At 57.2% G+C, this 25,808-nt stretch carries 29 protein-coding genes; 11 read left to right on the top strand and 18 right to left on the bottom strand.

The features are described from left to right. Both nudC and J9777_RS07255 read left to right on the top strand, forming a co-directional pair. Positions 1-882 carry an NAD(+) diphosphatase gene (nudC, locus tag J9777_RS07260; protein WP_245228534.1) on the top strand — a complete coding sequence of 294 codons (882 nt, stop codon included), beginning with the start codon at positions 1-3 and terminating at the stop codon, positions 880-882. Between the two features lie 32 nt (positions 883-914). Further along, on the top strand, positions 915-1,580 hold the full coding sequence (locus J9777_RS07255) for a DsbA family oxidoreductase (RefSeq protein ID WP_245228533.1): 666 nt from the start codon (positions 915-917) through the stop codon (positions 1,578-1,580). A gap of 35 nt (positions 1,581-1,615) precedes the next feature. On the opposite strand, the gene J9777_RS07250 is transcribed toward J9777_RS07255, so the two are convergent. The 5 genes from J9777_RS07250 to mgtE form a co-directional block, all read right to left on the bottom strand. Then, entirely contained in the window at positions 1,616-2,116 is a 501-nt protein-coding gene (locus tag J9777_RS07250; RefSeq protein ID WP_209348055.1) for a GNAT family N-acetyltransferase, read from the bottom strand. A 69-nt stretch (positions 2,117-2,185) separates the two neighbouring features. Then, positions 2,186-2,641, bottom strand: a complete 456-nt coding sequence (locus J9777_RS07245; protein ID WP_209348054.1) for a hypothetical protein — start codon at positions 2,639-2,641, stop codon at positions 2,186-2,188. 2 nt (positions 2,642-2,643) lie between these two features. Continuing rightward, positions 2,644-2,976: a metalloregulator ArsR/SmtB family transcription factor gene (locus J9777_RS07240; RefSeq protein ID WP_209348053.1), complete on the bottom strand. Its 333-nt coding sequence runs from the start codon at positions 2,974-2,976 to the stop codon at positions 2,644-2,646. A gap of 63 nt (positions 2,977-3,039) precedes the next feature. Further along, positions 3,040-3,432: a DUF1489 domain-containing protein gene (locus tag J9777_RS07235; protein ID WP_209348643.1), complete on the bottom strand. Its 393-nt coding sequence runs from the start codon at positions 3,430-3,432 to the stop codon at positions 3,040-3,042. Positions 3,433-3,660: 228 nt separating this feature from the next. Continuing rightward, the gene (gene mgtE / locus J9777_RS07230; RefSeq protein WP_209348052.1) at positions 3,661-5,109 is read right to left on the bottom strand and encodes a magnesium transporter; all 1,449 of its coding nucleotides are present in this window, start codon (positions 5,107-5,109) and stop codon (positions 3,661-3,663) included. Between the two features lie 138 nt (positions 5,110-5,247). Here mgtE and J9777_RS07225 point away from each other — a divergent pair, with 138 nt between their 5' ends. Together J9777_RS07225 and J9777_RS07220 are read left to right on the top strand one after the other, a co-directional pair. Continuing rightward, positions 5,248-5,700 (top strand): peptidylprolyl isomerase, encoded by a 453-nt coding sequence (locus J9777_RS07225; protein ID WP_209348051.1) that lies wholly within the window; start codon positions 5,248-5,250, stop codon positions 5,698-5,700. Positions 5,701-5,725: 25 nt separating this feature from the next. Beyond that, a complete protein-coding gene (locus J9777_RS07220) occupies positions 5,726-6,646 on the top strand; it encodes a hypothetical protein (RefSeq protein WP_209348050.1) in 921 nt (306 codons plus the stop codon). Here the strand turns inward: J9777_RS07220 and J9777_RS07215 are convergent. The 4 genes from J9777_RS07215 to J9777_RS07200 all read right to left on the bottom strand — a co-directional run bounded on the left by J9777_RS07215 (position 6,643) and on the right by J9777_RS07200 (position 10,162). After that, the gene (locus J9777_RS07215; RefSeq protein ID WP_209348049.1) at positions 6,643-7,527 is read right to left on the bottom strand and encodes a LysR substrate-binding domain-containing protein; all 885 of its coding nucleotides are present in this window, start codon (positions 7,525-7,527) and stop codon (positions 6,643-6,645) included. The genes J9777_RS07220 and J9777_RS07215 overlap by 4 nt on opposite strands. 82 nt (positions 7,528-7,609) lie before the next feature. Next, positions 7,610-8,536 (bottom strand): hemolysin family protein, encoded by a 927-nt coding sequence (locus tag J9777_RS07210; RefSeq protein ID WP_209348048.1) that lies wholly within the window; start codon positions 8,534-8,536, stop codon positions 7,610-7,612. A gap of 30 nt (positions 8,537-8,566) precedes the next feature. Further along, positions 8,567-9,055 carry an rRNA maturation RNase YbeY gene (gene ybeY, locus J9777_RS07205; RefSeq protein ID WP_209348047.1) on the bottom strand — a complete coding sequence of 163 codons (489 nt, stop codon included), beginning with the start codon at positions 9,053-9,055 and terminating at the stop codon, positions 8,567-8,569. Positions 9,056-9,133: 78 nt separating this feature from the next. Then, complete coding sequence (locus J9777_RS07200; protein WP_209348046.1) at positions 9,134-10,162, bottom strand: PhoH family protein; 1,029 nt, start codon at positions 10,160-10,162, stop codon at positions 9,134-9,136. Between the two features lie 254 nt (positions 10,163-10,416). Here J9777_RS07200 and J9777_RS07195 point away from each other — a divergent pair, with 254 nt between their 5' ends. Beyond that, complete coding sequence (locus J9777_RS07195) at positions 10,417-10,899, top strand: hypothetical protein (protein WP_209348045.1); 483 nt, start codon at positions 10,417-10,419, stop codon at positions 10,897-10,899. On the opposite strand, the gene miaB is transcribed toward J9777_RS07195, so the two are convergent. The 9 genes from miaB to J9777_RS07150 all read right to left on the bottom strand — a co-directional run bounded on the left by miaB (position 10,896) and on the right by J9777_RS07150 (position 17,139). Next, on the bottom strand, positions 10,896-12,221 hold the full coding sequence (gene miaB, locus J9777_RS07190; protein WP_209348044.1) for a tRNA (N6-isopentenyl adenosine(37)-C2)-methylthiotransferase MiaB: 1,326 nt from the start codon (positions 12,219-12,221) through the stop codon (positions 10,896-10,898). The genes J9777_RS07195 and miaB overlap by 4 nt on opposite strands. A gap of 59 nt (positions 12,222-12,280) precedes the next feature. Further along, on the bottom strand, positions 12,281-12,796 hold the full coding sequence (locus J9777_RS07185) for a YdeI/OmpD-associated family protein (RefSeq protein ID WP_209348043.1): 516 nt from the start codon (positions 12,794-12,796) through the stop codon (positions 12,281-12,283). Beyond that, entirely contained in the window at positions 12,793-13,674 is an 882-nt protein-coding gene (locus J9777_RS07180) for a lysophospholipid acyltransferase family protein (protein WP_209348042.1), read from the bottom strand. Before J9777_RS07180 ends, J9777_RS07185 begins: the two co-directional genes overlap by 4 nt. Then, positions 13,671-14,105 (bottom strand): Fur family transcriptional regulator, encoded by a 435-nt coding sequence (locus J9777_RS07175; RefSeq protein ID WP_209348041.1) that lies wholly within the window; start codon positions 14,103-14,105, stop codon positions 13,671-13,673. The genes J9777_RS07180 and J9777_RS07175 overlap by 4 nt, the downstream gene beginning before the upstream one ends. Positions 14,106-14,220: 115 nt before the next feature. Beyond that, the gene (locus tag J9777_RS07170) at positions 14,221-14,661 is read right to left on the bottom strand and encodes a MucR family transcriptional regulator (protein ID WP_209348040.1); all 441 of its coding nucleotides are present in this window, start codon (positions 14,659-14,661) and stop codon (positions 14,221-14,223) included. 144 nt (positions 14,662-14,805) lie between these two features. Next, positions 14,806-15,240 (bottom strand): GNAT family N-acetyltransferase, encoded by a 435-nt coding sequence (locus tag J9777_RS07165; protein ID WP_348631980.1) that lies wholly within the window; start codon positions 15,238-15,240, stop codon positions 14,806-14,808. Between the two features lie 20 nt (positions 15,241-15,260). Beyond that, complete coding sequence (gene tsaB / locus J9777_RS07160; protein WP_209348039.1) at positions 15,261-15,878, bottom strand: tRNA (adenosine(37)-N6)-threonylcarbamoyltransferase complex dimerization subunit type 1 TsaB; 618 nt, start codon at positions 15,876-15,878, stop codon at positions 15,261-15,263. Positions 15,879-15,933: 55 nt separating this feature from the next. After that, positions 15,934-16,542: a malonic semialdehyde reductase gene (locus J9777_RS07155; RefSeq protein ID WP_209348038.1), complete on the bottom strand. Its 609-nt coding sequence runs from the start codon at positions 16,540-16,542 to the stop codon at positions 15,934-15,936. A 15-nt stretch (positions 16,543-16,557) separates the two neighbouring features. Next, positions 16,558-17,139: a NifU family protein gene (locus J9777_RS07150; RefSeq protein ID WP_209348641.1), complete on the bottom strand. Its 582-nt coding sequence runs from the start codon at positions 17,137-17,139 to the stop codon at positions 16,558-16,560. A gap of 96 nt (positions 17,140-17,235) precedes the next feature. Here J9777_RS07150 and J9777_RS07145 point away from each other — a divergent pair, with 96 nt between their 5' ends. The 6 genes from J9777_RS07145 to J9777_RS07120 all read left to right on the top strand — a co-directional run bounded on the left by J9777_RS07145 (position 17,236) and on the right by J9777_RS07120 (position 25,775). Continuing rightward, on the top strand, positions 17,236-20,205 hold the full coding sequence (locus J9777_RS07145; protein WP_209348037.1) for a M16 family metallopeptidase: 2,970 nt from the start codon (positions 17,236-17,238) through the stop codon (positions 20,203-20,205). Between the two features lie 136 nt (positions 20,206-20,341). Beyond that, positions 20,342-21,715 carry a 3-deoxy-7-phosphoheptulonate synthase class II gene (locus J9777_RS07140; protein ID WP_209348036.1) on the top strand — a complete coding sequence of 458 codons (1,374 nt, stop codon included), beginning with the start codon at positions 20,342-20,344 and terminating at the stop codon, positions 21,713-21,715. A gap of 96 nt (positions 21,716-21,811) precedes the next feature. Next, on the top strand, positions 21,812-23,059 hold the full coding sequence (egtB, locus tag J9777_RS07135; RefSeq protein ID WP_209348035.1) for an ergothioneine biosynthesis protein EgtB: 1,248 nt from the start codon (positions 21,812-21,814) through the stop codon (positions 23,057-23,059). Further along, positions 23,059-24,045, top strand: coding sequence for an L-histidine N(alpha)-methyltransferase (gene egtD, locus J9777_RS07130; RefSeq protein ID WP_209348034.1), 987 nt, complete (start codon positions 23,059-23,061; stop codon positions 24,043-24,045). Before egtB ends, egtD begins: the two co-directional genes overlap by 1 nt. 56 nt (positions 24,046-24,101) lie before the next feature. Further along, positions 24,102-24,791, top strand: a complete 690-nt coding sequence (locus tag J9777_RS07125) for a TIGR02281 family clan AA aspartic protease (RefSeq protein ID WP_209348033.1) — start codon at positions 24,102-24,104, stop codon at positions 24,789-24,791. 45 nt (positions 24,792-24,836) lie between these two features. Then, positions 24,837-25,775: a DUF1499 domain-containing protein gene (locus tag J9777_RS07120; protein ID WP_209348032.1), complete on the top strand. Its 939-nt coding sequence runs from the start codon at positions 24,837-24,839 to the stop codon at positions 25,773-25,775. Positions 25,776-25,808 lie beyond the last annotated feature (33 nt).

The raw sequence follows: 25,808 nt of genomic DNA, 5'->3' as shown, positions 1-25,808 counted from the left end.
ATGCTGGCATTTACAGGATCGCGGCTCGATCGGGCGGATAATGTCCGTGCGGATGCAGATGCGCTTGCAGGGCTGATGAATTGGAAAGCCCGCTTGCTGAAGCTGAACGGGTTGATGCCGGAAATGGACGATGCCGGTGCGCTGGCATGGAGCACTCTGGCCGATGCCGCCGAGGATGCGGAGCTGGTTTTCCTTGGTCTCGACACCCAAGATGGAGGGAGCAAGGCCTGCTTCGCTGCCGTGCCGGCACAGGGTGATGCCAGCCCGCGGATGGCGAACCCGCAATTATGGTCGCTAATGGCCACGCTCAGCGCCGATGATCTGGCACTCTATGGCGGCGCGCGTAGCCTTGTCGATTGGCATGCGCGGCACCGTTTCTGCGCGGCGTGCGGCGGCGATACCAAGATTGGTAAGGGTGGCTGGCAGCGCAGCTGCACCGTGTGCGGAACCGAGCATTTCCCGCGCACCGATCCGGTTACCATTATGCTGGTCGAATATGAGGGCAAATTACTGCTCGGTCGCGGCCTAGGCTGGCCGGAACGCGCCTATTCCGCGCTCGCGGGTTTTGTCGAACCGGGTGAGAGCATCGAAGAAGCCGTCGCGCGCGAAGTGCTCGAGGAATCGGGCATTGTCGCGAAAGACGTGACTTATATCGCTAGCCAGCCGTGGCCGTTTCCATCGCAATTGATGATGGGCTGCCATGCGGTGGCCGAAAACAACGAGATCACGCTAGACACCACCGAACTGGCCGATGCGCGCTGGTTCACGCGTGAAGAAGTTGCCGCCGCACTCAATGGCGATGCCGACGCTCCGATGAATACACCGCCAAGGCAAGCGATAGCCTCTCACTTGCTCAAATGGTGGATCGAGAAAAGCGCGTAATGGCCGAATCCTCCTCCTCTGGCGCCCGCAAAATGACCATCGATATATTCTCCGATGTGATGTGCCCGTGGTGCATCATCGGATACGGACAACTGCAAAAGGGCCTCGCCGAATTGGAAGGCGAGATCGAAGCGGAAATTCGCTGGCGTCCATTCGAACTCAATCCTGATATGCCGGTTGAGGGAGAGGAGCGCTCCGAACATATCGCGCGCAAATATCGCCGCACCGCTGAAGAAACCAGGGGCGTCCAAAACCAGATGCGCGAAGTTGCCAAGCAGGCGGGAGTATCGCTTGATTACAAGGGAGCCGGTGAAGCACCTCCGGCGATGATGTGGAACACATTTGACGCGCATAAAGTGTCGAGCTGGGCGCTTGCCGCTGTCGGTACGACCGAGCAAAACCAGCTCAAGCTTGCTCTGTTCGAGGCCCATTTCAATCAACGCCGCAATATCGGCCAACGCGATGTGTTGCTTGATGTAGTTGAGGAAGCAGGGCTGGACCGTCAGGCCGCTTCGGCAGTCCTAGACGACCCGCAAATGGCGCAGCATGTCCGCGCAGAACAAGCGCAAGCGCATGATCTCAATATAACCGGCGTTCCGGCAATGATCGTCGAAGGCAAAATGCTGATTCCCGGCGCGCAGACGCCGGAGGTGTATGTGAATGCGCTAAGGCGCGTGGCGGAGAAGTTTCCGGCGTGAGCGGGCAAAATCGGCCTGCGACTCATCACGCACTGTCATCCGGGCTGCGGGTGCCGATAAACGTGGTGCGGGCCAAGATCGAGGAGTTCGATTGTGTCATCTAGCCATGCGCCTGCTCGCTCGGCAACGCGCATTGATGGCTCGTTCGATGGGTCGATATAGCTCACCAGCGTTTTTGCACCGAGGTTCTCGTAGGCGTAATTTCGCGCCGCTATTGTCGCCTCTGTTGCGTAGCCCTTTCCATGTGCAGCATCGACAAGCCAATATCCGACTTCCAACTCGGGCCAGCCCTCTGGCTCCCATAGCCCAATGCAGCCGATCATCCTGCCTGTGGCTTTTTCTTCGACGGCCCATTGCCCGAACCCTTTGAGGGACCAGTGGCCCACGATCGCAGCCATATGGCGCCATGCTTTGTCGCGGGACATCTGCCCTCCCACGAAACGCGCAGTGCGCGGGTCGGCATAGTAATCTGCATAAATGTCGAAATCGTCTTGGCGCAAAAAGCGCAAACGTAATCGCTCAGTTTCTATTTCCATTAGCAGTGGTCCAGTATCAGGAGTGGCATACTCAAATTTGGCTTGGAGACCGGAGCAGTGAGGACGTCATTATTTCTCCGCGAGTCCTTTCAGCCCATCGTTGAACAGCATCTTCCAACCACCTTCTGCGGCACCGGCGGAACTTTCCGTCACGTTGCCATGCAACGCGTCTGAAACCGAGAGCACTCCGCCATCATCACGTTCCTCAACAGCAAGCTTGAGCATAGATGTCGTCGGTCCACCCCAATCAGGTGCCAGATAGCCGACGAGATACAACGATTTTCCAGGCGTAATCATCTGCACGCGATACCACTCCAAAACGCTGCCATCTGACCCGGTTTCGACCAATTGGCCGCCTGCTTCTGCCCCAAGAGTTACTGTTGAGCCTTCTCCCAACGCACGGAAGTCCTCCATCCACCATGCATCAATGTGGTTGATCATAAGGTCCCATATGTCTGCCGGACTTCGTTTGATCGGTACTTCGAATTGATATTTTACAATCTTTGCGTCGGTCGGTTCACTCATGTTCATTGTTCCTTTTCAGCGATCAGCTTCAGTTTGGTTGCGGAGGATTTGATTCCATCAATATGCTTGGCCACCCAACTGTTGCAGACCGATCTAATGGGTTCTGGGTCGAGGTGATTCCAACGTGTTCTGCCCTCACGGCGGACATGGATGATGCCTCCCTCAGTAAGAACATCGATATGTTTGAGAACACCTGTACGTCCAATGTCAGGGAACAGCTGGACCAGATCGCCAGTCTGTTTGGGGCCGGTCGCGAGTACTTCGATAATCAAGCGTCGCCGGGCGTCGCCGAGCGCTTTCCAGATCAGGTCGTCATGAGAAAATTGATATGTCACTATTTGGTGACATATGGCTGAGTCGGTGGTTTGTCAACCACGCAGCACTGCGCAGCACCCAGCCTAAATCAGCCCCAGCCTCTGTAACTTGCCCATCATTTTGCCAGGCATCGCATCGCCGATCTCGTCACCATCTGCCACGTCTGCTGGGGCGTCTTCTTCTTTGAGATAGCGCCAGCCTTGATGCGCGCGTTTGGGTTGCGGGTGAACGCGGACGAGCTTTGGTTCCAGATGTATCCACCAGCGGCCTTCGGGCGTCTGTTCAAACCCGAGAATTTCTGATCGCGCGACCAATGCGTGATTGAGAATCCAATAGAGCGATCCGCCAACCATCTCCTCATGCCGTTTGGGTTGATAACGGGTGGTGAGCCTGATCTCTTCGCGATCAACGTACCATCCCGCGAGGTCTTCCCAGCTTTTCGCACCAAACGCGATCTTGGTCATATTGAGAGGCATGGGATGGATGTAGAGATTTTGGCCGCGCACTCAACTACTCTTCGTCATCGCTTACCCAGTGGTCGGAGCGAGGACGGGGAAAGTTGCTGTCCTACAGCCACAGAGTTGGTTCAGACAGGTCGAATGTCTCCGTACAAACCTCTTCAGTTTCGAACTGGATTGTCATGGATTGCGGCCCAAAGAACTTCTGCCTTGGACCCTGTTCCATGTGTTCCATCGTGCAGGGTTTCAGCCCGCCAGCCCTGCCGCGACAGCCAGCCCGAGAAAGGCGAAAAAGCCCATCGAGTCGGTGATCATCGTCACAAAAACCGAGCTTGCGACAGCCGGATCCTGATCAAGCCGCTCGAAAATCACCGGCACCATCACCCCCGCAAAACCGGCGACGATAATGTTGATGACCATCGCCAGCGCGATCACCGCGCCGAGCATCGGCGTGAAAATCAGCGCGGTCGCAATGCCGATCAGCACCGCTATGGTAAGGCCATTGAGCAGGGCCACGCGCATTTCGCGCCACAAAATGCGCCCGGTATTGGCTTCGGTCAGTTGGTTCATCGCAATCGCGCGGATCGATACCGCCATTGTCTGCGTACCGGCATTACCGCCAATGCTCGCCACGATCGGCATCAGCACCGCCAGCGCCACGAGCTTCTCGATAGCCGCGCCGAAATACCAGATGATCGCACTGGCAAGCAGAGCGGTACCCAGATTGGCAATCAGCCAGCGGACGCGTGCGCCATAGGCCTCGCGGATCGGTTCGTTGATGTCGCCTTCGCCTGCACCCGACATAAGCAGCGCATCTTCGCTGGCCTCTTCGGAGATGATGTGGACCACGTCATCCACCGTCATCTGGCCGACGAGCCTGCCACTTTCGTCGACGACTGCAGCCGAGATCAGCGCATATTTCTGGAACATCAGCGCGACTTCTTCCTGATCGATCATATCAGGAATCAGCGTTTGATCGCGCTTCATCACGTCGGCCAACGCGATGTGGCGCGGGGTTCGCAGGACCCAGCTGAGCTGGCAGGTCCCGACCGGGTGATGCTTGTGATCAACCACGAAAATCTCGTAGAAATCATTTGCCAGATCGACGTTCTCGCGAAGAAAGTCGATCAAACTGCCGACGGTCATGTGCTCGGGCACCGCGACAACTTCGCGGCTCATCAGACGGCCAGCGGTTTCTTCTGGATAGGCCAGCGCGCTTTCAATCGCGGCGCGGTCGTCTTCGTCCAGTTCAGCAAGAACAGCCTGCTGGTCGGCGACGTCGAGATCCTCGATCATCTGGACCGCGTCATCGGTCTCCAGCTGTTCGGCAATGGATGCAACCGCCTCTGCGGGCAGCGCCTCCATCATGTCCTCACGGACGTAATCGTTGAGCTCGGCGATCACATCGCTCGACATCAAATCGGTGATTGCGGCGGCAAGCTCTACCCGCTCATCGGCATCGCACAGCTCGACCAAGTCGGCGATGTCGGCAGGGTGCAGCGGCTCGACCAGGTCATAGACCTGTGTCTTGTCGCCATCCTCCAGTGCATCGCGCACGGACCGGACATAGTTGGCTTTCAGCGTGTTCTCTTCGTCGAGCCGTTCGTCATCAATCCGGTCATCGGGGCGCACTTCTTCCTCTGCCGGTTTGTCCGCCAGCATCAGTTCGTCGTCCTGATGATCACCCTGCGCCATGGGGTCCGTCTAAGGGTGTCAGTCTGAAAAGCAAGATGACAAACCGCACGACAATCTTTTGGGGCCGTGCAGCGCTCGCGGGTGACATTGGCGTGCCAATCCTTATATCGGGTGCCAAATCAAAGGAGATTACTGAATATGGCCGATCAAAAACTCACTCTGTCGCTCGATTCTGGCGGTGATGTTGTCATCAAATTACGTCCCGATCTTGCGCCGGGGCACGTTGAACGGATCACCGAGCTGGCTGGCGAAGGCTTCTATGACGGCGTTGTGTTCCACCGCGTGATCGACGGTTTCATGGCGCAAGGCGGCGATCCGACCGGCACCGGCATGAGCGGCAGCGACAAGCCCGATCTGAAAGCCGAGTTCAACTCGGAGCCGCACAGCGAAGGCACATGCTCGATGGCCCGCACACAAGTGCCGGACAGCGCAAACAGCCAGTTCTTCATCTGCCTTGCCGATGCGCACTTCCTCGACGGCCAATACACCGTCTGGGGTCAGGTCGAGAGCGGCATGGAACATGTCCACGCTCTGCCAAAGGGTGAACCACCAGCGACACCGGGTACAATCGTCAAAGCGACGGTTTCCTAAGCTGACGAATACAGGACGGGGTGTGATGATCCGCAACTTCGCGGTGCTTGTAGGTGCTCTGGCGCTTACCGGCTGCATCACACCCCTTCCGGACCTGACGCAATCGCGCAGTCCGTGCCGGAGCGAACCGGGCGGCTGGTGCGATTTTGTGCGCGAGGCTGCGGTAGAGAGCTATGCCTATGCGATGCTTAGCTCCAATGCTTACAAGGACGAAGACACCTACACGCGCCTGCCAACCTCCTTTGTGGAGCGTAAAGCAGCCGATAATGACGATAGCGGCCTCGCTTACTCGGTATTCGACAAGTATGAGGTACGCGGCGGCGAGCGCGGTAAGCTGATTGCCAGAGTACTGGCGTTTCGCGGCACTGAAGCCGGTTCCACATCGGACATCTTCTCCGGATCATTGGGCGATGGCCAGCGCAACGGTGCGCGCATGGTTTACGACGCCGAGCGGGCGCAACTTGATGCTGAATTGCTGCCGACGGTGCCGATCGAAGTCACCGGTCATTCGCTAGGAGGCGCGCTAGCCACACAGATATCCATCGAGAACCCGCAGGTCCGGGCTTACGTTTTCAATACTTCGCCATTCTTCAGCGGTGATCCGATGGTCAATGATATGGACCGGCTGGCTGTATCCGAACGGGGTGAGTTCCTGCGCATTCTGCGCCGTTACAAAGCATCACCTGCTGCCGATGTACTGGTCATCAATTGCAACCCGTCAGCCAGCGCCGGCGCGAAGCACAGCATCCGTAAGCTGGGTGACTGTCTGACATGGATTGCTGCCTATGGCGATCCGGCAGCACATGCTGCGCTCGAGCCAAACGACATCAAGAAGCCGGAAGTTGAGTGCGGTGATGTCGACAAGGTGCATCCGGGACCCATGGCAGCGCGGCAACCGCTATGTGCGCACGCGGTCCGCATCGAAGAAAACGAAGGTTCGGACTAGAGCCCCGTTCGTACCAGCCAATCATGGAACAGCCGGACCGGGCGCGATTCCAATGCGGTCGGCTTGCAGATAAACCAATAGCTGTACGGGCTTTCGACCTCGACATCGAACAGATGTGCGAGCCTATTGTCGGCGGCGCGTTTCATATGGTCATCATGCATAATCGCAATGCCGAGGCCCTGCGCAGCGGCCTCGAGCATCAACTGGCCGGAATCGTAATGGTCGATCGCAGCAGGCTCCATTGCGTCGAGGCCTAGCGCTTGTTTCCATGCTTCAAAGCTTGCGGGAAGCTCGTTGTGAATCAGGAAGGTTTGCTTCGCGAGCTTCTCGATATCTGGTGAGGGACCGAGCGCTTTTGCAATCTCCGTGCTGCAAATTGCGTGGACCATATTGTGATCAAGCCGGACGGCATGCAGCGCCGTATCGGGGCCGCGCGAGAGGATAATCGCGGCGTCCAGCGTGTCGCCCACGCGATCATCAAGGTGTGGACCTGTATCGATATCGATGTGGAGCAGGGGATGCCGTTTGCGCAGTTCACCCAGGTGCGGGAACAGCCGCTGGCTGCCGAATAGAGGAAGCACACCGAGGCGCAGTCGCAGCAGCGACAGATTCTCAGACTGGTTCTCAATCGCCATCGCCAATGCGTCAAGCGGGTCGGCAATAGCGTCATGAAATGCCTGACCTTCATCGGTCAGTTGCATTGCCTGTTTGGCGCGGGTGAACAGTTTCTTGCCGGTAAATTCTTCCAAATTTGCGATCCGGCGGGACAACGCGGAAGGGCTTAAGCCAAGCTCATCGGATGCAGCCCGGGCAGAACCCAGGCGCACGGTGCGCATGAAGGCTTCGAGTGCGCGAAGAGGCGGCAAGCGGCGAGTTGGCATGATGCGGTAAACCTTTGTCCCTGTTCATCAAGCCAACGCATAGCTGCGGAGTTAGTTGCAAAAAACTGCAGCTCGCCCGAAATTATTTGCCGTTGCCCTCGTCAGACACTTCGATTGGCGGGTGCAAACGCATCCGCTTCACATGCGTTTCATCAGCGGCTGTTATCTCAATCTGCCATCCGCTTGGATGCTCAACAACAGTACCCACAGTCGGCACTTGCTCGGCGAGAACGAATGCCAACCCGCCGAGCGTATCGACCGCTTCCTCGACTTCAGCCAAGCGCTTATCGACCGTTTCTGCGACATCGTCCAGTTCGGCGCGAGCGTCACAATCCCACATGCCTTCGCCAATGGGCGTGATCAATTCTTCAGGAAGATCATCATGCTCGTCTTCGATCTCTCCGACGATTTCCTCGACCAGATCCTCAATCGTGATGATCCCGTCAGTGCCCGAGAATTCATCGAGTACAATCGCCAAGTGCATCCGGGCGGAACGCATATCGGCGAGCACATCAATCGCGCTGCGCGCTTGGGGTACATAGAGCGGCTGGCGCATCAATGTCGTCCAGTCTGCCGGGGGCGGGGTGCCTTTTGCCAAAAACGGGAACACGTCCTTTATATGGATCATCCCAATCACAGAATCGAGCTGGCCGCGATAGACGGGCATCCGCGAATGGCCGTTTTCGGAGAAACTCTCGATCAAATCTTCCCAGCTAGCATCCGCCGATACTGCGACGATTTCGCCGCGAGGGACGGATACATCATCCGCATCGTGCTCGCTGAAATGGAGCAGGTTGCGCAGCATTTGCCGCTCGACGCCCGACAGGTCACCATTGGTCGGCGTTTCTTCGTCGTCACTCGGATTTTCGTCCTCATGCTCGTCGATCTTCTCTTCCAGCTGCGCACGCAGGGAACGATCGCCGCCATCGGCACCAAAGAATTTCCGGATCGCGGGCCACAGCCCGCTTCTACTGTCCGCGTCTCCAGCGGAATTATCGATGTCGGGCATGGCCCTTCGTGGGTACTCCTAAAGTGTCCATCAGCTGTCTCGGTCCCCATATGGGTCCGCTATCCCCATACTCGCAAGGGCCTGAATCTCCAATCCCTCCATATGCTCGGCATCTTCGGTGGATATTTCGTGGTCATAGCCCGCGAGGTGGAGCAGGCCGTGGATAATCAGATGCGCTGCGTGGTGTTCGAGCGGGATGTTCTTTTCTTCGGCTTCACGTGCGCAGGTTTCATAGGCCAGAGCCAGATCGCCTAGCATTGCAGGTGGACCATCTGGTGCGAGATCGAGCACCTCGTCTCGCGAGAGCATCGGGAAGGATAGGACGTTGGTCGGCTTGTCCCGCTGCCGCCATTCGCGGTTGAGGGTGCGGACTTCGGCGTCTGTGGTGAAGAGGAGGCTGGTCGAGAGACGGGAGTTCGCAAGCTCTGAAGCGATGCTGGCTGCTGCTTGAGACGCCTTGTCTGCGAGAGTTTCCCACTCACCATCCGGCCAATCTTCGAGGTCAGTTTCTAGATTCAATTCTGACGTTCCGTTCGGTTCGAGCGAAGCCGAAAGCCCGGCCAATCATGTCTCGACTTCGCTCGACACGAAAGGTGCTTACGCATCCGGTCCTTCATACGCCTCAACAATGCGCCCAACAATCGGATGGCGCACGACGTCAGCGCGGGTAAAGCGGGTTACACCGATACCTTCGACATCTTCCAGCTTGCGGACGGCGTCTGCCAAACCAGACAAGCGGTCACCGCCCGGGATATCGACTTGCTTGGGGTCACCGCACACCACCATCCGGCTGTTCTGGCCGAAGCGAGTGAGGAACATTTTCATCTGTTCCTTAGTGGTATTCTGCGCCTCGTCCAAAATCACAAAGGCATCGGAAAGAGTGCGTCCGCGCATGAAGGCGATGGGCGCGATTTCGATCTCGCCGCTTTCGATCCGGCGTTCGACTTGCTCGGGCGGCATGCAGTCGAACAGCGCATCGTAGAGAGGGCGCAGATAGGGATCGACCTTCTCCTTCATATCGCCGGGCAGGAAGCCAAGCTTTTCACCCGCCTCAACCGCTGGACGTGACAGGATCAAGCGTTGCACGCTGCCGGTAATGAGCTGGCTCACCGCCTGCGCAACGGCGACGTATGTCTTACCTGTACCGGCAGGACCCAGCGCGAAGATCACATCATCATGGGCAAGCTGTTGCATGTAACTCGCCTGCATTTTTGAACGCGGAACAATGGTTTTGCGCCGCGTGCGGATCATGATCGGCGGAACATTCTTGTCGCCATTCACGATACCGTCGAGCGTCGGTTCGTTTGACATCGCAATCACCGACTCGATAGCGCCTGCGTCTAAGTCCTGTCCCTGAGCAAGCCGGTCATATAGTGCCTGCAGCACTTCGCGCGCGCGCGCCACGCTGTCTTCGGGGCCCTCCAGATGCAGAGTATCGCCGCGCGCAGAGATAAACACGCCGAGGCGGTTCTCGATCTGCACCAGATTGGCGTCAAATTGTCCGAAAAGCGGAACCAGCAGCGACTGGTTTTCGAAATTCATATCCACCTGAGCGCGGCGAATTTCGCGTTGGGGAACGGGAGGTGATGAGAGCGCCGGTTCGGCGCTCGACGATTTACGAGCCATATATTCCTAGTGTGGGCCTTTCTGTTCTGACGCAGAGGATAGGCCGATGCGCGCGTGTGGCAAGCGGGTGCACAATATGTAGCGGTGGAAAGTCACCGAAGTGCAACAGTTGGGTTATGCAGGTTGTCGGTTGCGTACCAAGGCCTTATCGATTGAATATGCGACGAACATGCCTCTCAATATTGGCCCTTTGCACGCTTGTCGGCGCTTGCACTCAGGGCACTTCTGACGAGGCAAACACTTCTGAATCTGTCATGCCCCACACGCAGCTTGCGCCTACCAATGACGAGATGTCTGCACTTCTGGAGCAATTAGTAGCCGAGCAAAACGAAGAGCGGCCGGACGATCCAACACCCGCGACATTCAAGGCTGCAAGTGTAAATTTGGATGGCTACGGCCCGAACGAACTGGTCGTCAGGCTAGAAAGCCCATATCACTGTGGCAGCGGTGGGTGCACCTTGCGTGTGTATCAATACAAGGTTGGCGAGCTGGTTGAGGTTTCGCGGACAACGATCACACGGCTACCAATTGGCTTGGTCGAACCAAAGAGTAGTGATTGGTTCTCGCTTACCGTTGGCGTCGGCGGCGGCGGAATGCCAAATGGCCGGGCCTTGTTGCGCTACGATGGGACGAAATACCCTAGCAACCCTACAGTGCCACCAGCTGAAGTTATCGACCGCACCGGTTTAACAGTGCTCGATATTCAGTCGCCCGACTATCCGCTAGTCAAATCTTAGACCAACCGCCCGCCCAGCGATTGCTGGCCCGCTTGGATGAGTTCAACCTGCACCAGATCGCCAATCGCGACGTCTCCGGTGAAGTGGACCGATTGCAGCCATGGCGATTTACCAAGCCATTGGCCGTCGAGCTTGCCTTTGCGTTCGACCAGCACTTCGCAGGTCTTGCCAACGCTGGCGTCGTTGAAGGCCTGTTGATCGCGGCGGAGTGAAGCCTGAAGGCGCTGGAGGCGTTCATCCATCACTTCGAGCGGAACCTGATCTTCCATCGTCGCGGCGGGGGTGCCGGGGCGCGGTGAATATTTGAAGCTGTAGGCCTGCGAATAGCGGACTTCGTCGACTATCTTCAGTGTGTCTTCGAATTCCGCATCGGTCTCACCGGGGAAGCCGACGATGAAATCGCCTGACAATGCCAGATCGGGCCTTGCAGCGCGGAAACGCTCAAGCAGCTTGAGATAGCTCTCCGCCGTGTGGCTGCGGTTCATCGCTTTCAGCACGCGGTCATTGCCGCTTTGAACGGGCAAATGCAGATAGGGCATCAGCTTGTCGATCTCGCCATGCGTCTCGATCAGTTCGTCATCCATATCGGCGGGATGGCTGGTGGTATAGCGGATGCGTTTGAGGTCGGGGTCTTTGGCGAGTGCACGGATCAGTCCCGCCATGCCAAGCTTGCGGCCTGCATCGTCCTCGCCAGTCCACGCGCTGACATTCTGGCCAAGCAGGGTGATTTCTTTTGCACCTGCTTGAACCAACTTCCTCGCTTCATCAACCAACGCACTGTATGGCCGCGAGATTTCCGCGCCACGCGTGTAAGGAACCACGCAGTAAGTACAAAATTTGTCGCAGCCTTCCTGAATGGTCAGGAAGCTACCGGGTGACACTTTGCGGCGGCTGGGTAGCTCGGTAAACTTCGCATCGGCGGGCATATCGGTATCGGTCGAGCGTTTGCCTTCGACTGCATTGTCGATCATGGCGGGAAGGCGGTGATAGGCCTGCGGGCCGACGACCATGGACACGGCTGGCGCGCGCTCCATGATCTCTTCGCCTTCGGCCTGCGCGACGCAGCCTGCAACCGCGATCATCGGCGCTTTCTTCTGCGTTTTGCCTTTGGTCAGGCGACCAATGTCCGAATAAACTTTCTCCGCCGCCTTCTCGCGAATATGGCAGGTGTTGAGGACGACCAGATCGGCATCCTCGCCCTCGGGCGCTTCGGCGATGCCTTTCTCGGCAAGCATTTCCGCCATCCGCTCGCCATCATAGACATTCATCTGGCAGCCGAAGCTCTTGACCCGATAGGTCTTTGGAGGCGCAGTCTTTTGCATGGGCGCAGCCTATAGCGAAGGTGGAGGCGTTTCTAAAGCGCCAAGTTGCCCCCAGCAGCTCATCGTCTGGAGTCGCGCCAAGCCCGCAAGTTTCCGTGGAAATCGACGACGATCTCCAACGCTTCGGCAACACGTTTATCGCGGGTTTTATCGGTTTTTGCGGAGACGACATGCTGAGCGAGCATACGTTTCTTCCCTGGTGTGAGTGCCGCCCAGACTTTGCGTGCGTCTTCGTTAATATCGAGTGCAGCGCTCAATGCATCTGGAACGTCGACATGATCCTGATCGGCAATGCAGAAACGCATTCCAACTTCATCGCCAAGCGCGACCTCGGCATCGCGCAGGACATTCGGCGCGACGATGACATAGTACCGACCATCACCTGTCGGTATGAACGCGTTGGCGATTGGCACATCTGCAATCTCGCCCTCCACGCGCAAGCGAGGATACCGATCAAACGGCAATTCCGTTTGCAGATGCTCGGGCAAGAACAACACATTGTACCAGATTTTCCGGGCTATCCCGACGCCAAACTTCTCAATCGGCGCGTTGAATCCGTGGTTGTATATGCTCAAGAGTTCTTGTTGTTCTCTTCATCGCGCACATCCTTTGGTGCGGCGTAGCGGATGGGGACGACGTCGTGCTTGAATTCGCGCAGGGGTTTGCCAAGCTGCGACAATAGTGTTGCTTCGATGGCGGCTCTTGCCCGTGCGCCGATAGCCTTGCGGCCTCGGAATTCCTCAGGGCTGAACGGCTCAAGGAAGTGTAACTTGATCTCGAACGTACCTTTGCGCGACATAATGCGTTTGGCGTTGTTGATGCCGCTTTCATTGCCGACCCAGCCGATTTCCTCTGCCACCGGACCGTAATCGATCAGGACAGGCTGCACGAGCACCTCCTTCGGCGGCGGTTCGAGTACGCTGAGCATCGATGTTTTGAATGGCAGCAGCGATTGTCCGTCGGTTGTTGTGCCTTCGGGGAACACGGTGACTGACCAATTGTCTTCCAGTGCCTCGCGCAGCGCATTGATCTGTTCGGCCACGCCCGCGCGGTTTTCGCGTTTGACGTGAACAGTGCGGTTGAGGCTGCACAGCCAGCCAATGATTGGAACCTCGGCCAACTCCGCTTTGGCTACGAACGCGGTACCGCTGGCTCCGGCGAGTGACAAAATGTCCAGCCACGATACGTGGTTGGCGATAAAGAACACATCGCGCCGCAGCGGTGTGCCGATCTTGCGAACCTTTGCCCCACTGACCCGCGCGGCATAGCGCAGAAACAACATTGGGAAAGGCGATCCGTATTTGAATATCCGGTAGAAATAATGAAGCGGAACGAAGACGATCAGCAGGACAATCAGAGCCAACACTCGCAGGATGAAGCGCACCCAACCAATCGCAGATAGGGGGGTCGTCTCGCCAGCTTCTGCGGCATCGCGCAGTTCTTGGCTGATCAAGCCTCTTGGTCCTTAGCCCGCCCCAGCTTGACCCCATAAAGTTCCATACGGTGATCGACGAGGCGATAGCCAAGTTTCTCGGCAATGGTTTTCTGCAAAGCTTCCAGTTCCGGATCGACGAATTCAACCACGTCGCCGCTCTCGACGTCGATCAGATGATCGTGATGTGCCTCCGGTGCGGCTTCGTAGCGCGCGCGACCATCGCCGAAATCATGGCGATCCAGAATGCCTGCCTCTTCAAACAGGCGCACCGTGCGGTATACCGTGGCAATTGAAATCTTGGAATCGATTGCGGAGGCGCGTTCATGTAGCAGTTCGACATCGGGATGGTCGTCACTTTCGGACAGCACGCGGGCAATCACCCGTCTCTGTTCGGTAATACGAAGCCCACGCTCTGCGCAAAGCTGTTCCAGATCTATCCGTTGCTGCACTGGGTATCCCTATTATGAAAAACGCCCCGTAGCCTTAGAGGTACGGAGCGTTCTTCTCAAGCCAGCAATCCCAAGCAAATGTGCCGGGAAAAGCGGCGATGATAATACGGCTAGATTACGCCGCTTTTTTCTTGCGACCGCGCTTTTGGCCAGGCTTACGGCCGAGGCCGATCTTCTTGGCCAGGTCGCGGCGAGTTTCCGAATAGCTCGGTGCAACCATCGGATAGTCCGAGGGAAGGTCCCAACGCGCCCGATATTCGTCGGGCGTCATATTGTATTCGGTCATCAAGTGACGCTTGAGCATTTTGAACTTCTTGCCGTCTTCAAGACAAACAATGTAGTCCTTCTTCACCGAAGCGCGGATCGATACCGCAGGCTCTGGGCGTTCTTCAACAGGGTCCTCATCCTGTCCAAGTCCAGCCAGCGCACCGTATACGTTGGTAATAAGCGATGGCAGTTCTTCGCCATCGACATTGTTGTTACTCACATGAGCAGCAACGATATCTGACGTGAGCGTAATTAACGTTTCCGCCATATCATCTTCAAATTGTTCCATGATTTGTCCTCATCAAGGGTTGCGACCACTTAAAATACCCGCCTTATTGACGGCTGATAGAGGCCATGGACCAGCTAGCACGCAGTATCAAGTGCAGCGAAGGGCAATATTCAACAGTTTGATCCAATAAGGACCAAAATACTCTTAAAGCGATAGTGCCATCGTAATGGCGTCTATTCTGCTTCCGTCAGCTGCTTTGTAGTATTGCGTGCGCTTGCCAATCGGCTCAAATCCCATGGAGCGATACAATACATCAGCGGGATTGTTCGCGCGCATTTCCAAGAAGATTTTTTCCGCGCCGCGCTCACGCGCTTCCTGCGCAAATTGTTGTAACAGTGCTTTTCCAAGGCCTTTCCCGCGATGTTCGGGAAGCACAGCGATGAGCAACAGTTCTTCTTCACCGGGAATGGTCTTTATCAGCGAGAAACCAGCAGCGGGTGTGTCGTCTGCCGGTTCGCCTCCATCTGCGCCGATCAACCGGTACTGGTTGTGCGGCATCAGCAGTGAATCGGATAACTGCTTCCGGTTCCACGCTTCGCCCCAGCGCGGATCAAAGGCCGATTCCATTATCGCCATCATTGCGTCGATATGGTCCGTCGTCATTTTTTGAAGGGCAGTTTTGCGTCAGGCGCGCGGCCATAAATCGGCGCGGTATCTGCAGAAAGGAGTGTGGAAGGAATGGCCAAAGCATGACTTGCATCGGGCAGAAGGTGGAGCGCGGTGCCGCTGCCGCGTTCGGCAATGAACGCCTCCGCCTGCGACCCGGCAATCAGATCGCCGTCGAACTCTTGCACTGCATAAGCAGGTTTGAGCGCGGTGTGCTCAGATGCGGGCCTGCCCGCGGAGTCAAAGGGCTGAAGGAACCACTCGCCATGCCCGCCGGTCATACAGGACAGGACGGGTACTTGACCGTGCTTCGTACGCGCTATCGTCGCGATTAGCGCGAGTGTCGGATATCCAGCAATGTCGGCCTGCCAAGCAAAAGCGAGTGCTCGCGCAGTGGCGATGCCGATGCGCACACCGGTAAAACTGCCCGGGCCACGCGATACCAAGATCCGGTCTGCTTTCCCTTTACCTGGAAGGTCCGCAATCATCGGGACAAGCCGTTCTGCGTGGCCGCGACCCAATACCGCATGCGTGTTGGCGACGAGTGTTTCGTCTTCAAACAACGCCACTGAGCAGGCTTCGGTCGCGCAATCTATCGCCAGTGTTCGCATAGGTGCTCTCATCGGAACGCGCGATGCCACGCGGTGCCGTTAATCGTCAATCTGCTCAGACAACGCTGTTGAACTTTTCGAAGTCCGGACGCGGGCTGCGATCAAAGATTGTTGCGGGATCGCCATAACCGATGGAGCAGATGAAGTTGCTCTTGTGCTTGGGATTGTCGCCGAAGAATTCCTGATCGACAGCGGCATTATCGAAGCCCGACATGGGGCCGACATCCAGCCCAACGGCACGTGCAGCGAGCATAAGATAAGCGCCTTGCAAAGACGAATTGCGGAACGCGCCTTCCTTACGGCCGGGCTCATCGCCATCGAACCAGCTCTTCGCATCGGTATGCGGGAACAGCCAAGGCAGTTCTTCATGGAAGTCGATATCATATCCAACAATCGCGGTGACGGGAGCGGAGAGGACCTTCTGGTCATTGCCCTCCATCACACATTTCGCGAGGCGGGCTTTAGCCTCATCGCTTTTGACCCAGACAATCCGCACCGGTTGCATATTGGCGGATGTCGGCGTCATCTTTAACAGATCGTAAATCGCCTGAATCTGACCGTCGGAGACATCTTTATCGAACCAGCCATTATAGCTGCGCGCTTCGTTGAAAAGTTGGTCGAGCGCGTCGGCCGACAGAACGATGTCGTGAAATTGTTTGGTCATAGAAATCTCTGAGATTTAGGCTGCACGCACTTCGGTGACTTCGGGCACATAGTGCTTCAGCAAGCCTTCGATACCGTGCTTCAATGTTGCCGTGGAGGAAGGGCAGCCTGAGCAGGCGCCCTGCAATGTCAGATAGACCACGCCATCCTTAAAGCCGCGATAGGCAATATCGCCGCCGTCGCCCGCCACAGCAGGGCGAACGCGGGTTTCGAGCAGTTCGTTGATCTGAGCGACAATGTCGGCGTTCTCGGGATCGTCTTCGACGACCATCGCCGCGTCTTCGGCTGGAACCGAAATACCGCTGGCATCGCCGCCAACAAATAACGGTGCTTCAGACACGAAGTGATCGAGCAGGATTGAAACGACTTGCGGCTTCAGTGCTGACCAATCAGCACCCGGGGCCGCGGTGACCGAAATGAAGTCGCCACCGAAAAACACCAACACGACTTCACCCGTGTCGAAAATTGCCTGTGCTAGCGGCGAAATCTCCGCTGCTTCGGGGGACGCAAATTCACGCGTACCGCTGGGCATGACTTGCTGGCCTGGCAGGAATTTAAGGCTGGCGGGGTTCGGTGTGGTTTCGGTCTCAATGAACATGGTTGCGATGTAGGGATCGGCTGACCGCGTCACAAGTGACATTAAGTTCGTGCCCATTCACTTTCGCTTCATAGGTTTGCCGCCTATATGCATAGCATGATCACTTTTACGCGTGCCCTGCGGCACACCGCGCTTCTTCTCCCACTCGCTCTCTTGGCCCCGCAAGCGACCGCGCAAGATGGCGCGGTACACTCTGCGCCACAGGCGCTGCAGACAGGTGACGAGACGCCGTGGATTTACATCGACAGCGATGTTCCGCGAGACAAGGAATGGCTGTGGGGCGCTATGGACAACGGCCTGCGCTATGCCACGCGGAAGAACGGTGTTCCGCCCAACCAGATTTCGATCCGCGTTCGTATTGATGCGGGGTCGCTGCATGAACGAGACAGCGAACGCGGCTTTGCTCATTTGCTCGAGCATTTAAGCTTCCGCGAAAGCAAATATCTTGGCCAGGGAGAGGCCATTCCGACATGGCAGCGACTTGGTGCGACATTCGGTAGCGATACCAATGCTGAAACCAGCCCGACGCATACGGTTTACAAACTCGATCTGCCCAATGCGACACCTGCAAAGATCGAGGAAAGTTTCAAACTCATTTCGGGAATGATGCGCGAGCCGGTTCTCTCGACCGAGAATCTAGCGGCGGAAGTGCCGATTGTGCTCGCCGAAAAGCGCGAGCGAGGTGGCCCTGCGGTGCGCGTCGGCGACAAGAGTCGTGAGACATATTTCGCCGGACAGTTGCTCGGCGTGCGGTCACCTATTGGTACTGAAGAAACACTCATAGGCGCCACGGCACCGGCGATGCAGGCGTTCCATGATCGGTGGTACCGGCCTGAGAATACCGTGATTTCGGTCGCGGGTGATTTTGATCCGATGCAGTTCGCGGCCCTCATCGAGAAGTATTTTGGCGATTGGCAAGGCAAGGGACCGCTGACACCTGCGCCTGATTTCGGTGATCCGGTCGCTCCCGCTGGGGCTGATCCCGACAATCCGATTGGTGAAGTCGTTGCAATGGTCGAGCCTGATCTGCAGCGTACATTCTCCTACGTATATCTGCGGCCATGGCGGCAGGTGAAGGATACAGTCGAGTATAATGAAGGGCGTCTGGCAGATTCGCTTGCGATCGCGATCGTCCAACGTCGGCTGGAAGCCCGCGCGCGGGCTGGTGGGTCTTTCCTCTATGCGGATATTCGCGACAGTAAGGTCAGCCGCTCGGCCAATCTGACGTCGATTTCTTTCACTCCACTGAGCGCCGATTGGCGTACAGCTCTGGCCGAAGTGCGCGGTATTATCGCTGATGCGACCATGACGCCGCCGACGCAGGAAGAGATCGACCGCGAGGCGGCCGAATATGACTCGATCTTCGTCAGTCTGGTAGAGCAACGGGCGGTCATGGCCGGCTCTGGCTTGGCCGACGAAGTCGTCGATGCTGTTGATATTCGAGAGGCTGTTGCGGCACCCGAAACCTTCCTGGAAGTGTTCCGTGGGATGAAAGACAAAGTCACCCCGCAAGAGATTCTCGAACGGACGAGGAACCTGCTCAAAGGCAACGTGATCCGCGCAGCCTATGTTACGCCCGCTATTGGCGAAGCGACCGACGCCGATGTCAAAGCAGCATTGCAACAGGAGGTCGTTCCGGCAACCGATGCGCGTTTGGCGGCTAAGTCGATTTCCTTTGATGAGTTGCCACCGATTGGTGAGCCAGGCACGATTATTTCCCAACGCCCGCTCGGCATTCTTGGAATTGAACGGATCGAATTTGCGAATGGGACACGTGCACTATTATGGTCGAACGGGGCTGAGCCGGGACGTGTTTCGGTACGGATGCGCTTTGGTGCCGGGCTTCGGGCATTCAGCGAAGATCAGGCTGCCTATATCAGCCTCGGTGAGAGCGCACTGGTCGGTTCGGGCCAAGGTGAACTGGGTCAGGAAGAACTGGACCGGATTACCACTGGCCGCGTGATGGGCTTCAATGTCGAGATAACCGATTCCGAATTTGTGTTTGCCGCGCAGACGCGTGGTGCGGATCTGGACGATCAGCTCTATCTATTTGCCAACAAGCTATCCGATCCGCGGTGGGATCCCAATCCGGTACTTCGGTCCAAGGCCGCACAATCGCTGTCTTATGCCGGCTATGCGACGAGTCCCGGGGCAGTTCTGCAACGCGATCTCGAATATTATGTGACCGATCAGGACGGCCGCTACAAAACAGCCGACACTGATGATTTGGCCGCAGCAACGCCGCAAAGCTTCCGTGAAGTGTGGGCGCCGCTGCTGGAGCAGGGCGATATCGAAATCGTCATCTTCGGCGATTTTGATCAGCCGCGCACGGTTGAGACGTTACGCAAAACGCTGGGTGCTTTGCCTCCGCGTAAGCCGGTCCCCGTCAGCGCGTTGGTCAGTGTGCCTGCGTTCCCTGACGCTGGTAGCGATACAATCGTGAGAGAGCACCGCGGCGATGCCAATCAGGCCGCAGCGGTGGTTGCCTGGCCAACAGGTGGCGGCGTTGCTGGCCTGCCTGAATCGCGGCAGCTCGAAATTTTGGTCAGCCTGTTCAACAACCGGCTGATCGACACGATGCGTGAGCGTGCCGGGGCTAGCTATTCCCCGACGGTCTTCTCCAACTGGCCGGTTGATCTCAGTTCGGGCGGACGGATTACGGCGCTTGCTCAGTTGAAACCGGAAGATGTGCCGGTATTCTTCGCTGCGGCGGATAGCATTGCCCAGGATCTTGCCGCGAATCCTCCCGGTGCGGATGAGCTTGCGCGGGCGACTGAGCCGCTCAAGCAGCAGATCACGCGCGCTTCCACAGGCAACCTGTTCTGGCTGTATCAGATCCAGGGATCGAGCGCCAACCCGAGTAGGCTCTACTCGCTGCGTTCACTAAGATCGGATTACAGTGAGACGACGCCTGAGCGGATGCAGGCGTTGGCGGCGCGCTATCTGGCCTCTCGACCCGGCTGGCGCATGGCAATCATTCCGGAGGGGCAGGAATTGGTGACAAATGTTCGCGATATTCCGCCTGCGCCAGTTACGGCATTGCCTCCGCAAACGACTGGACGCTAGACTGCGCACTTACCCCGCGAGCCAAGCAGCGCTTGGTCAAGGACAGGATTTCCTGCGCTTGCACCCGCATTCCCTTTGCTATTGAGTCATTGCAGGCGTATTTGCGCGCTCCCGATAGACGAAAGACAGGTACAACGTGGCACAGAACTGGACCCCCGATAGCTGGAAAGCGCACGAAGCACGGCATTTGCCGCGCTACGAAGACGCACAGGCGCTGGCGGATGCGGAGCAGACCCTGTCTAACTATCCGCCTTTGGTTTTTGCCGGCGAAGCACGCAATTTGAAAGCCGATTTGGCGGACGTCGCTGAGGGCAAAGCCTTCTTGTTGCAAGGCGGCGATTGTGCCGAGAGTTTCGCGGAATTCCACCCGAACAATATCCGCGATACGTTCCGCGTACTGCTGCAGATGGCGGTTGTACTGACCTATGCAGGCAAGGTGCCAGTGGTCAAAGTTGGCCGTATGGCAGGCCAGTTCGCGAAGCCGCGCAGTAGCGACACCGAGACGAAAGACGGCGTTACGTTGCCAAGCTACTTCGGCGACAATGTCAACGGCATAGAGTTCGATTCCGCGCGCCGCAGGAACGATCCTGAGCGGATGGTCCGCGCCTATTCGCAGGCGGCGGCAACGCTCAACCTGCTACGCGCTTTTGCTAGCGGCGGTTATGCAAATCTGCGGCAGGTACACAAATGGACGCTCGATTTCATGGGCCGTAGCCCTTGGGCGGACAAGTTTGCGCTGACTGCCGACCGGATTGGCGAGGCGCTCGACTTTATGGAAGCCTGCGGGGTCGATCCTGACACCGTACCGCAATTGCAACGGACCAGCTTCTACACCAGCCACGAGGCGCTGTTGCTCCCTTACGAGCAAAGCCTGACGCGCGAAGATTCGCTTACCGGCGATTGGTACGACACCAGCGCACATATGGTCTGGATCGGTGACCGGACTCGCTTCGAAGGCAGCGCTCATATTGAATTTGCACGCGGCATCAGCAATCCGCTGGGCATGAAGTGCGGCCCTTCGATGGAGCCCGATGTTCTGCTCAAATTGCTCGACACGCTTAACCCCTCGCGCGAGGCCGGCCGGATCACACTGATCAGTCGTTTCGGGCACGACAAGGTTGAGGCAGGCCTGCCCAAACTGGTCCGCGCCGTGAAGGCTGAAGGCCATCCCGTTGTTTGGTCATGCGATCCGATGCACGGCAATGTCGTTAAGTCGGATAGCGGCTATAAAACTCGTCCGTTCGACCGTATTCTGGGTGAAGTAAAGGGTTTCTTCGCCGTCCACCGCGCTGAAGGCACTCATGCTGGCGGGATCCATATCGAAATGACCGGACAGGATGTGACCGAGTGTGTGGGCGGTGCTGTTGGCATTGCTGATGAGCGCCTCGGTGATCGGTATCACACCCATTGCGATCCGCGCCTCAACGCCGCGCAATCGCTCGAACTGGCATTCTTGCTGGCCGAGATGATGACGATGGAAGCGGGGCACGCACAGGCGGACGCCGCATAATAACGGCATTTGATCCCTTTTTGTTCAAATTGGGTCTTTAAAAAGCACCGTCTTGTCGCCATTGTGATCTGACAAGGTCGCAACGGGAGAGATGGCGTGCCGAATGCCAATGCCGCCGCTTCCGCCAATCCGGCGGATAGTCTGGCTGAGCGCTATCGAGCGACGCGGGCGCTAACCTGTGCACTGTTAGACCCGCTGTCCGAAGCCGATGCGACGCTGCAATCAATGGAAGATGCTTCGCCTGCAAAATGGCATCTGGGGCACACGAATTGGTTTTTCGAGACCTTCCTGTTGCGCGATCACATGCCAAACTACGCTTTGCATGACGAGCGCTGGCCGTTCGTGTTCAATTCCTATTACGAGGCAGAGGGAGAGCGGATAGCGCGCTTTTCACGCGGGATGCTATCGCGTCCGACGGTGGAGCAAATCCGCGAATGGCGCGATGCGGTCGATCACGCCATCGCACCTATGCTGGATGATCCCGAGCGTACTTCGCTGGTCGAGCTAGGTATTGCGCATGAGCAGCAGCATCAGGAATTGCTGCTAACGGACATCAAACATGCGCTGTTCCAAAACCCGCTCGGTCCAGCGATGTTTACGGATGCTACGCATAAGGTCGCGCAATCAGGCGATGACGTTTGGCATCAACACCCTGGCGGTATTGCTTTGATCGGTCATGATGGTGGCGAAATGAATAGGGGTTTCGCCTACGACAATGAAGGGCCGCAACATCAGGTTTTGCTCACCCCTTTCGCACTTGCGCCAAAACTGGTGACCAATGGCGAGTGGCAGCAATTTATCGACGACAATGGCTACACTAATCCCGCTTTGTGGCTGTCTGATGGCTGGGCCTGGGTGAATAGAGAAAGCATTACGGCACCGCTTTACTGGCACGAGACCGAGCAGTTCACCCATGCGGGGTGGGTAAAACGTGATCCCGGCGCGCCGGTAACGCATATCTCCTATTACGAGGCTGACGCTTTTGCGACATGGGCAGGTCGCCGATTACCGACCGAGTTTGAATGGGAAGCAGTGGCACAGAATTCCGATCCAGCGTCCGGCAACCAGCTGGACAGTTCGCGGGCCCCGTTACCTTTGGGTGGTAGCGACCTATTTGGCGATTGCTGGCAGTTCACTCGTAGCGCCTATCTGCCGTATCCGCGTTTCGAAACCGCAGAGGGTGCAATTGGCGAATATAATGGCAAATTTATGAGCGGGCAGTTCGTCCTACGCGGCGCAAGTTGTGCCACCGCGCGCGGTCATTCACGGAGTACCTATCGCAACTTCTTTTACCCGCATCAGCGGTGGCAATTTACCGGGCTACGGCTCGCCAAGGATATTTGATGAGCAGCAATTCGGGCTTGGAGTTGGTTGACCGTGACGAAGATGGTGTCGACCGCGCGTTTCGCGCCGATGTACTGATGGGTCTATCGGAGGCGCAAAAGGCGATTCCGGCCCGGTGGCTATACGATGATGCCGGCTCGCAATTGTTTGAGGATATTACTCAGATACCCGAATATTATCCGACCCGGGCAGAGACCGAGATACTTACCGCGCGCGGTGCTGAATTTGCCCAGAGTATCGGGCCAGATCGTGCAGTGGTGGAATTCGGTTCTGGCAGTTCGGTGAAAACGCCGCTGTTGTTGCGCGCCATTGAACCTGCTGCCTATGTACCACTAGATATTTCGGGTGACTTCCTGCGCGCGGCTGCGGCGGATTTGTCCGCTAAGTTTCCCGGTCTGCCGGTACATCCGGTCGAGGCGGACTTCATGCGTAAAGTCGCTTTGCCGAATGACGTTGCGGATATGCCGAAGCTTGGTTTCTTTCCCGGCTCGACCATCGGCAATATGGTCGCGCGCACAGCAGTAGATTTGCTGAGGACGATGCGAGACACCTTGGGCGAGGGATCGCAGCTCCTGATCGGTATGGACCTGATCAAAGGCACCGACGTTCTCGAAGCCGCTTACGATGATGCTGCAGGGGTGACTGGTGAATTCAACTTAAACCTCGCGCGCCGTATCAACCGTGAGCTCGACGGAACGATCCCGGTCGACGATTTGCGTCATGTGGCGCGTTGGGATGACGATTTTGCCCGGATCGAAATGCATTTGGAAGTACAGCGCGATATGGAATTTAGCGTTGCAGGTCGCGATTTCGTGATGACCAAGGGCGAGACCATCCATACCGAGAACAGCCACAAATTCGACAAGCGTAGCTCAGCTACCTTGCTGCTCGCTGGGGGTTGGACCCCGATGCAGCGCTGGACCGACGAGAAGGGCCGTTTCTCGCTCATCCTAGCTGAGGCATCAATTCCGCGCAGCGCGCCTTGAGCCGATAATATCGACCGTTCATGGAACTGAAGCGTGAAAGGCCCTACATAGGCTGAATGGTTAATCCCGGCGCCTTCGCTGATATATGGAGTTCCGCCGCTGCGGTGCTCAGCGAAGTGCCGCGTTCGGGTTTGCTGATGGCGACTGTGGCGGCGCTGGTTGTCGGTTGGATTGGCGCGATTATGGTTCGCCGCGATGTCCCGCTGGGCGGTCTGGTTCGCGTGACGAGCACCTTGGCTCTCACCGGAATTGTTGTCGCAATTGTGCTGCAAATGGTACGGTTCGATCCGCGTATCGATTTGGCGCTGCCGACCATGGGACTGCCCGAGCAAGTGGTTGAGGGCGGCGAAACGCGTATCCCGCTCGCGCCAGACGGGCATTACTGGCTGGTCGCGCGGGTCAATGGCGAGCCGGTCGAATTTATGATCGATACTGGCGCGACTTTGACCGCGGTGTCATCGCAGGTGGCGGAGCGCGTGGGCATGGAACCGCGCGCGGGAGGATTGCCTGTTCAACTTAGCACAGCCAATGGCACTGCTTCTGCCTATGTCGCGACGATGGATGAGCTGCGCTTCGGGAATGTTGCGGCGCGTGGGATCGATGCGATCATCGCACCCAATCTCGGCGATACCAGTGTAATCGGAATGAATGTCCTCTCACGGCTCAAGGGCTGGCGAGTAGAGGATGGCGTGATGATTCTGACGCCCAACAACCCACAGCCCGCTTTGGATATTCCGGCTGAATAATTACCGCGCTTGCGAGCGCGCGCTTGCTGGTGCATCTAGCGCTGCATGAACATTCTCAAGATAACGCCGCGCCTCGCGCTGCTCCTCGCTATCCTTCTCCTCGTGTGGTTTGCCATCGCCATGTTCGGCGCAAAATTGGGTGCAATCGACAAGCTGTTCGCTTTCGGGAAAATGACTATCCAATGGGGGATGATCGGAGCGGGCGTGGTCGCGGTTCTTTCGATTGTCGGCTTGATTGTCGCGTTGATCAGCAAGCCCAAGGGCAATTGGTTGGCGGCACTGTTGGCGCTGCTGGTCCCGCTCGGCTTTGCTGGCGGCCTCATGGGGCTGCAATCGACAGCAGCGTCGGTACCATTCATCTATGACATCACCACCAATACGGCTGATGCGCCGCAATATTCTGCAGCAATGGTCAAAGCGCGCGCCGATAGCGGTGAAGGCGTGAACGAACTGCTCGATTTCAACGCGCCCCTCGGCAATTATGACAATTGGGCTGAAAATGCAGAGCTCAAGGGTGTTACTGCGGCGCAGTTGATTGCCGACGGATATCCCAACCTCAAAACGCTTACAATCGATCGTGCACCTTCGGATGCGATCACAGCTATCAAAGACGCGATGGAAATGCGCGGGTTTGAGAATGTCACGGTCGATGAAGATGTCGGCATCGTCGAAGGCACTTCAGTTGTGTTCTGGTATGGCTTTGAAGATGATGTGGTGGCACGTGTGCGGGCAACAGAAACCGGATCGAGTGTGGATTTCCGCTCAACTTCGCGGGTCGGCACCAGCGATCTCGGTGTGAATGCAGAGCGGATTGCAGACCTAAGCAAAGCGGTCGAAGATCGCCTCGCCGAAGACTTCCCCAAGATGGAGGTTGAGGTGCCGGCAATGCTCGATGAGGGCGATAAAGAAGGTAATGTGGAGGAAGAAGCCGCAACCGATGCATCTGCAGGCAATGAAGGTGTTGGCGGCGGGCCCGCAACCTGAGCGCCAACGCTGCGACTGATCTCGACAAATAAG

The sequence above is a fragment of the Pontixanthobacter sp. CEM42 genome, from assembly GCF_017812015.1.
GTDB lineage: Bacteria > Pseudomonadota > Alphaproteobacteria > Sphingomonadales > Sphingomonadaceae > Pontixanthobacter.
Note: the sequence above shows the minus strand (reverse complement) of the source record. Positions and strands in the feature narration are given on the sequence as shown.

Coding starts and splice junctions, on each gene's coding strand:
- J9777_RS07120 (WP_209348032.1), top strand. CDS start 24,837: ATGAACATTCTCAAGATAACGCCGCGCCTCGCGCTGCTCCTCGCTATC.
- J9777_RS07155 (WP_209348038.1), bottom strand. CDS start 16,542: ATGACCAAACAATTTCACGACATCGTTCTGTCGGCCGACGCGCTCGAC.
- J9777_RS07235 (WP_209348643.1), bottom strand. CDS start 3,432: ATGCCTCTCAATATGACCAAGATCGCGTTTGGTGCGAAAAGCTGGGAA.
- J9777_RS07215 (WP_209348049.1), bottom strand. CDS start 7,527: ATGCCAACTCGCCGCTTGCCGCCTCTTCGCGCACTCGAAGCCTTCATG.
- J9777_RS07200 (WP_209348046.1), bottom strand. CDS start 10,162: ATGGCTCGTAAATCGTCGAGCGCCGAACCGGCGCTCTCATCACCTCCC.
- tsaB (WP_209348039.1), bottom strand. CDS start 15,878: ATGCGAACACTGGCGATAGATTGCGCGACCGAAGCCTGCTCAGTGGCG.
- J9777_RS07195 (WP_209348045.1), top strand. CDS start 10,417: ATGCCCCACACGCAGCTTGCGCCTACCAATGACGAGATGTCTGCACTT.
- nudC (WP_245228534.1), top strand. CDS start 1: ATGCTGGCATTTACAGGATCGCGGCTCGATCGGGCGGATAATGTCCGT.
- J9777_RS07225 (WP_209348051.1), top strand. CDS start 5,248: ATGGCCGATCAAAAACTCACTCTGTCGCTCGATTCTGGCGGTGATGTT.
- J9777_RS07150 (WP_209348641.1), bottom strand. CDS start 17,139: ATGTTCATTGAGACCGAAACCACACCGAACCCCGCCAGCCTTAAATTC.
- J9777_RS07255 (WP_245228533.1), top strand. CDS start 915: ATGACCATCGATATATTCTCCGATGTGATGTGCCCGTGGTGCATCATC.
- egtD (WP_209348034.1), top strand. CDS start 23,059: ATGAGCAGCAATTCGGGCTTGGAGTTGGTTGACCGTGACGAAGATGGT.
- J9777_RS07125 (WP_209348033.1), top strand. CDS start 24,102: ATGGTTAATCCCGGCGCCTTCGCTGATATATGGAGTTCCGCCGCTGCG.
- J9777_RS07220 (WP_209348050.1), top strand. CDS start 5,726: ATGATCCGCAACTTCGCGGTGCTTGTAGGTGCTCTGGCGCTTACCGGC.
- mgtE (WP_209348052.1), bottom strand. CDS start 5,109: ATGGCGCAGGGTGATCATCAGGACGACGAACTGATGCTGGCGGACAAA.
- J9777_RS07170 (WP_209348040.1), bottom strand. CDS start 14,661: ATGGAACAATTTGAAGATGATATGGCGGAAACGTTAATTACGCTCACG.
- J9777_RS07250 (WP_209348055.1), bottom strand. CDS start 2,116: ATGGAAATAGAAACTGAGCGATTACGTTTGCGCTTTTTGCGCCAAGAC.
- J9777_RS07165 (WP_348631980.1), bottom strand. CDS start 15,240: ATGATGGCGATAATGGAATCGGCCTTTGATCCGCGCTGGGGCGAAGCG.
- miaB (WP_209348044.1), bottom strand. CDS start 12,221: ATGCAAAAGACTGCGCCTCCAAAGACCTATCGGGTCAAGAGCTTCGGC.
- J9777_RS07210 (WP_209348048.1), bottom strand. CDS start 8,536: ATGCCCGACATCGATAATTCCGCTGGAGACGCGGACAGTAGAAGCGGG.
- J9777_RS07145 (WP_209348037.1), top strand. CDS start 17,236: ATGATCACTTTTACGCGTGCCCTGCGGCACACCGCGCTTCTTCTCCCA.
- J9777_RS07245 (WP_209348054.1), bottom strand. CDS start 2,641: ATGAGTGAACCGACCGACGCAAAGATTGTAAAATATCAATTCGAAGTA.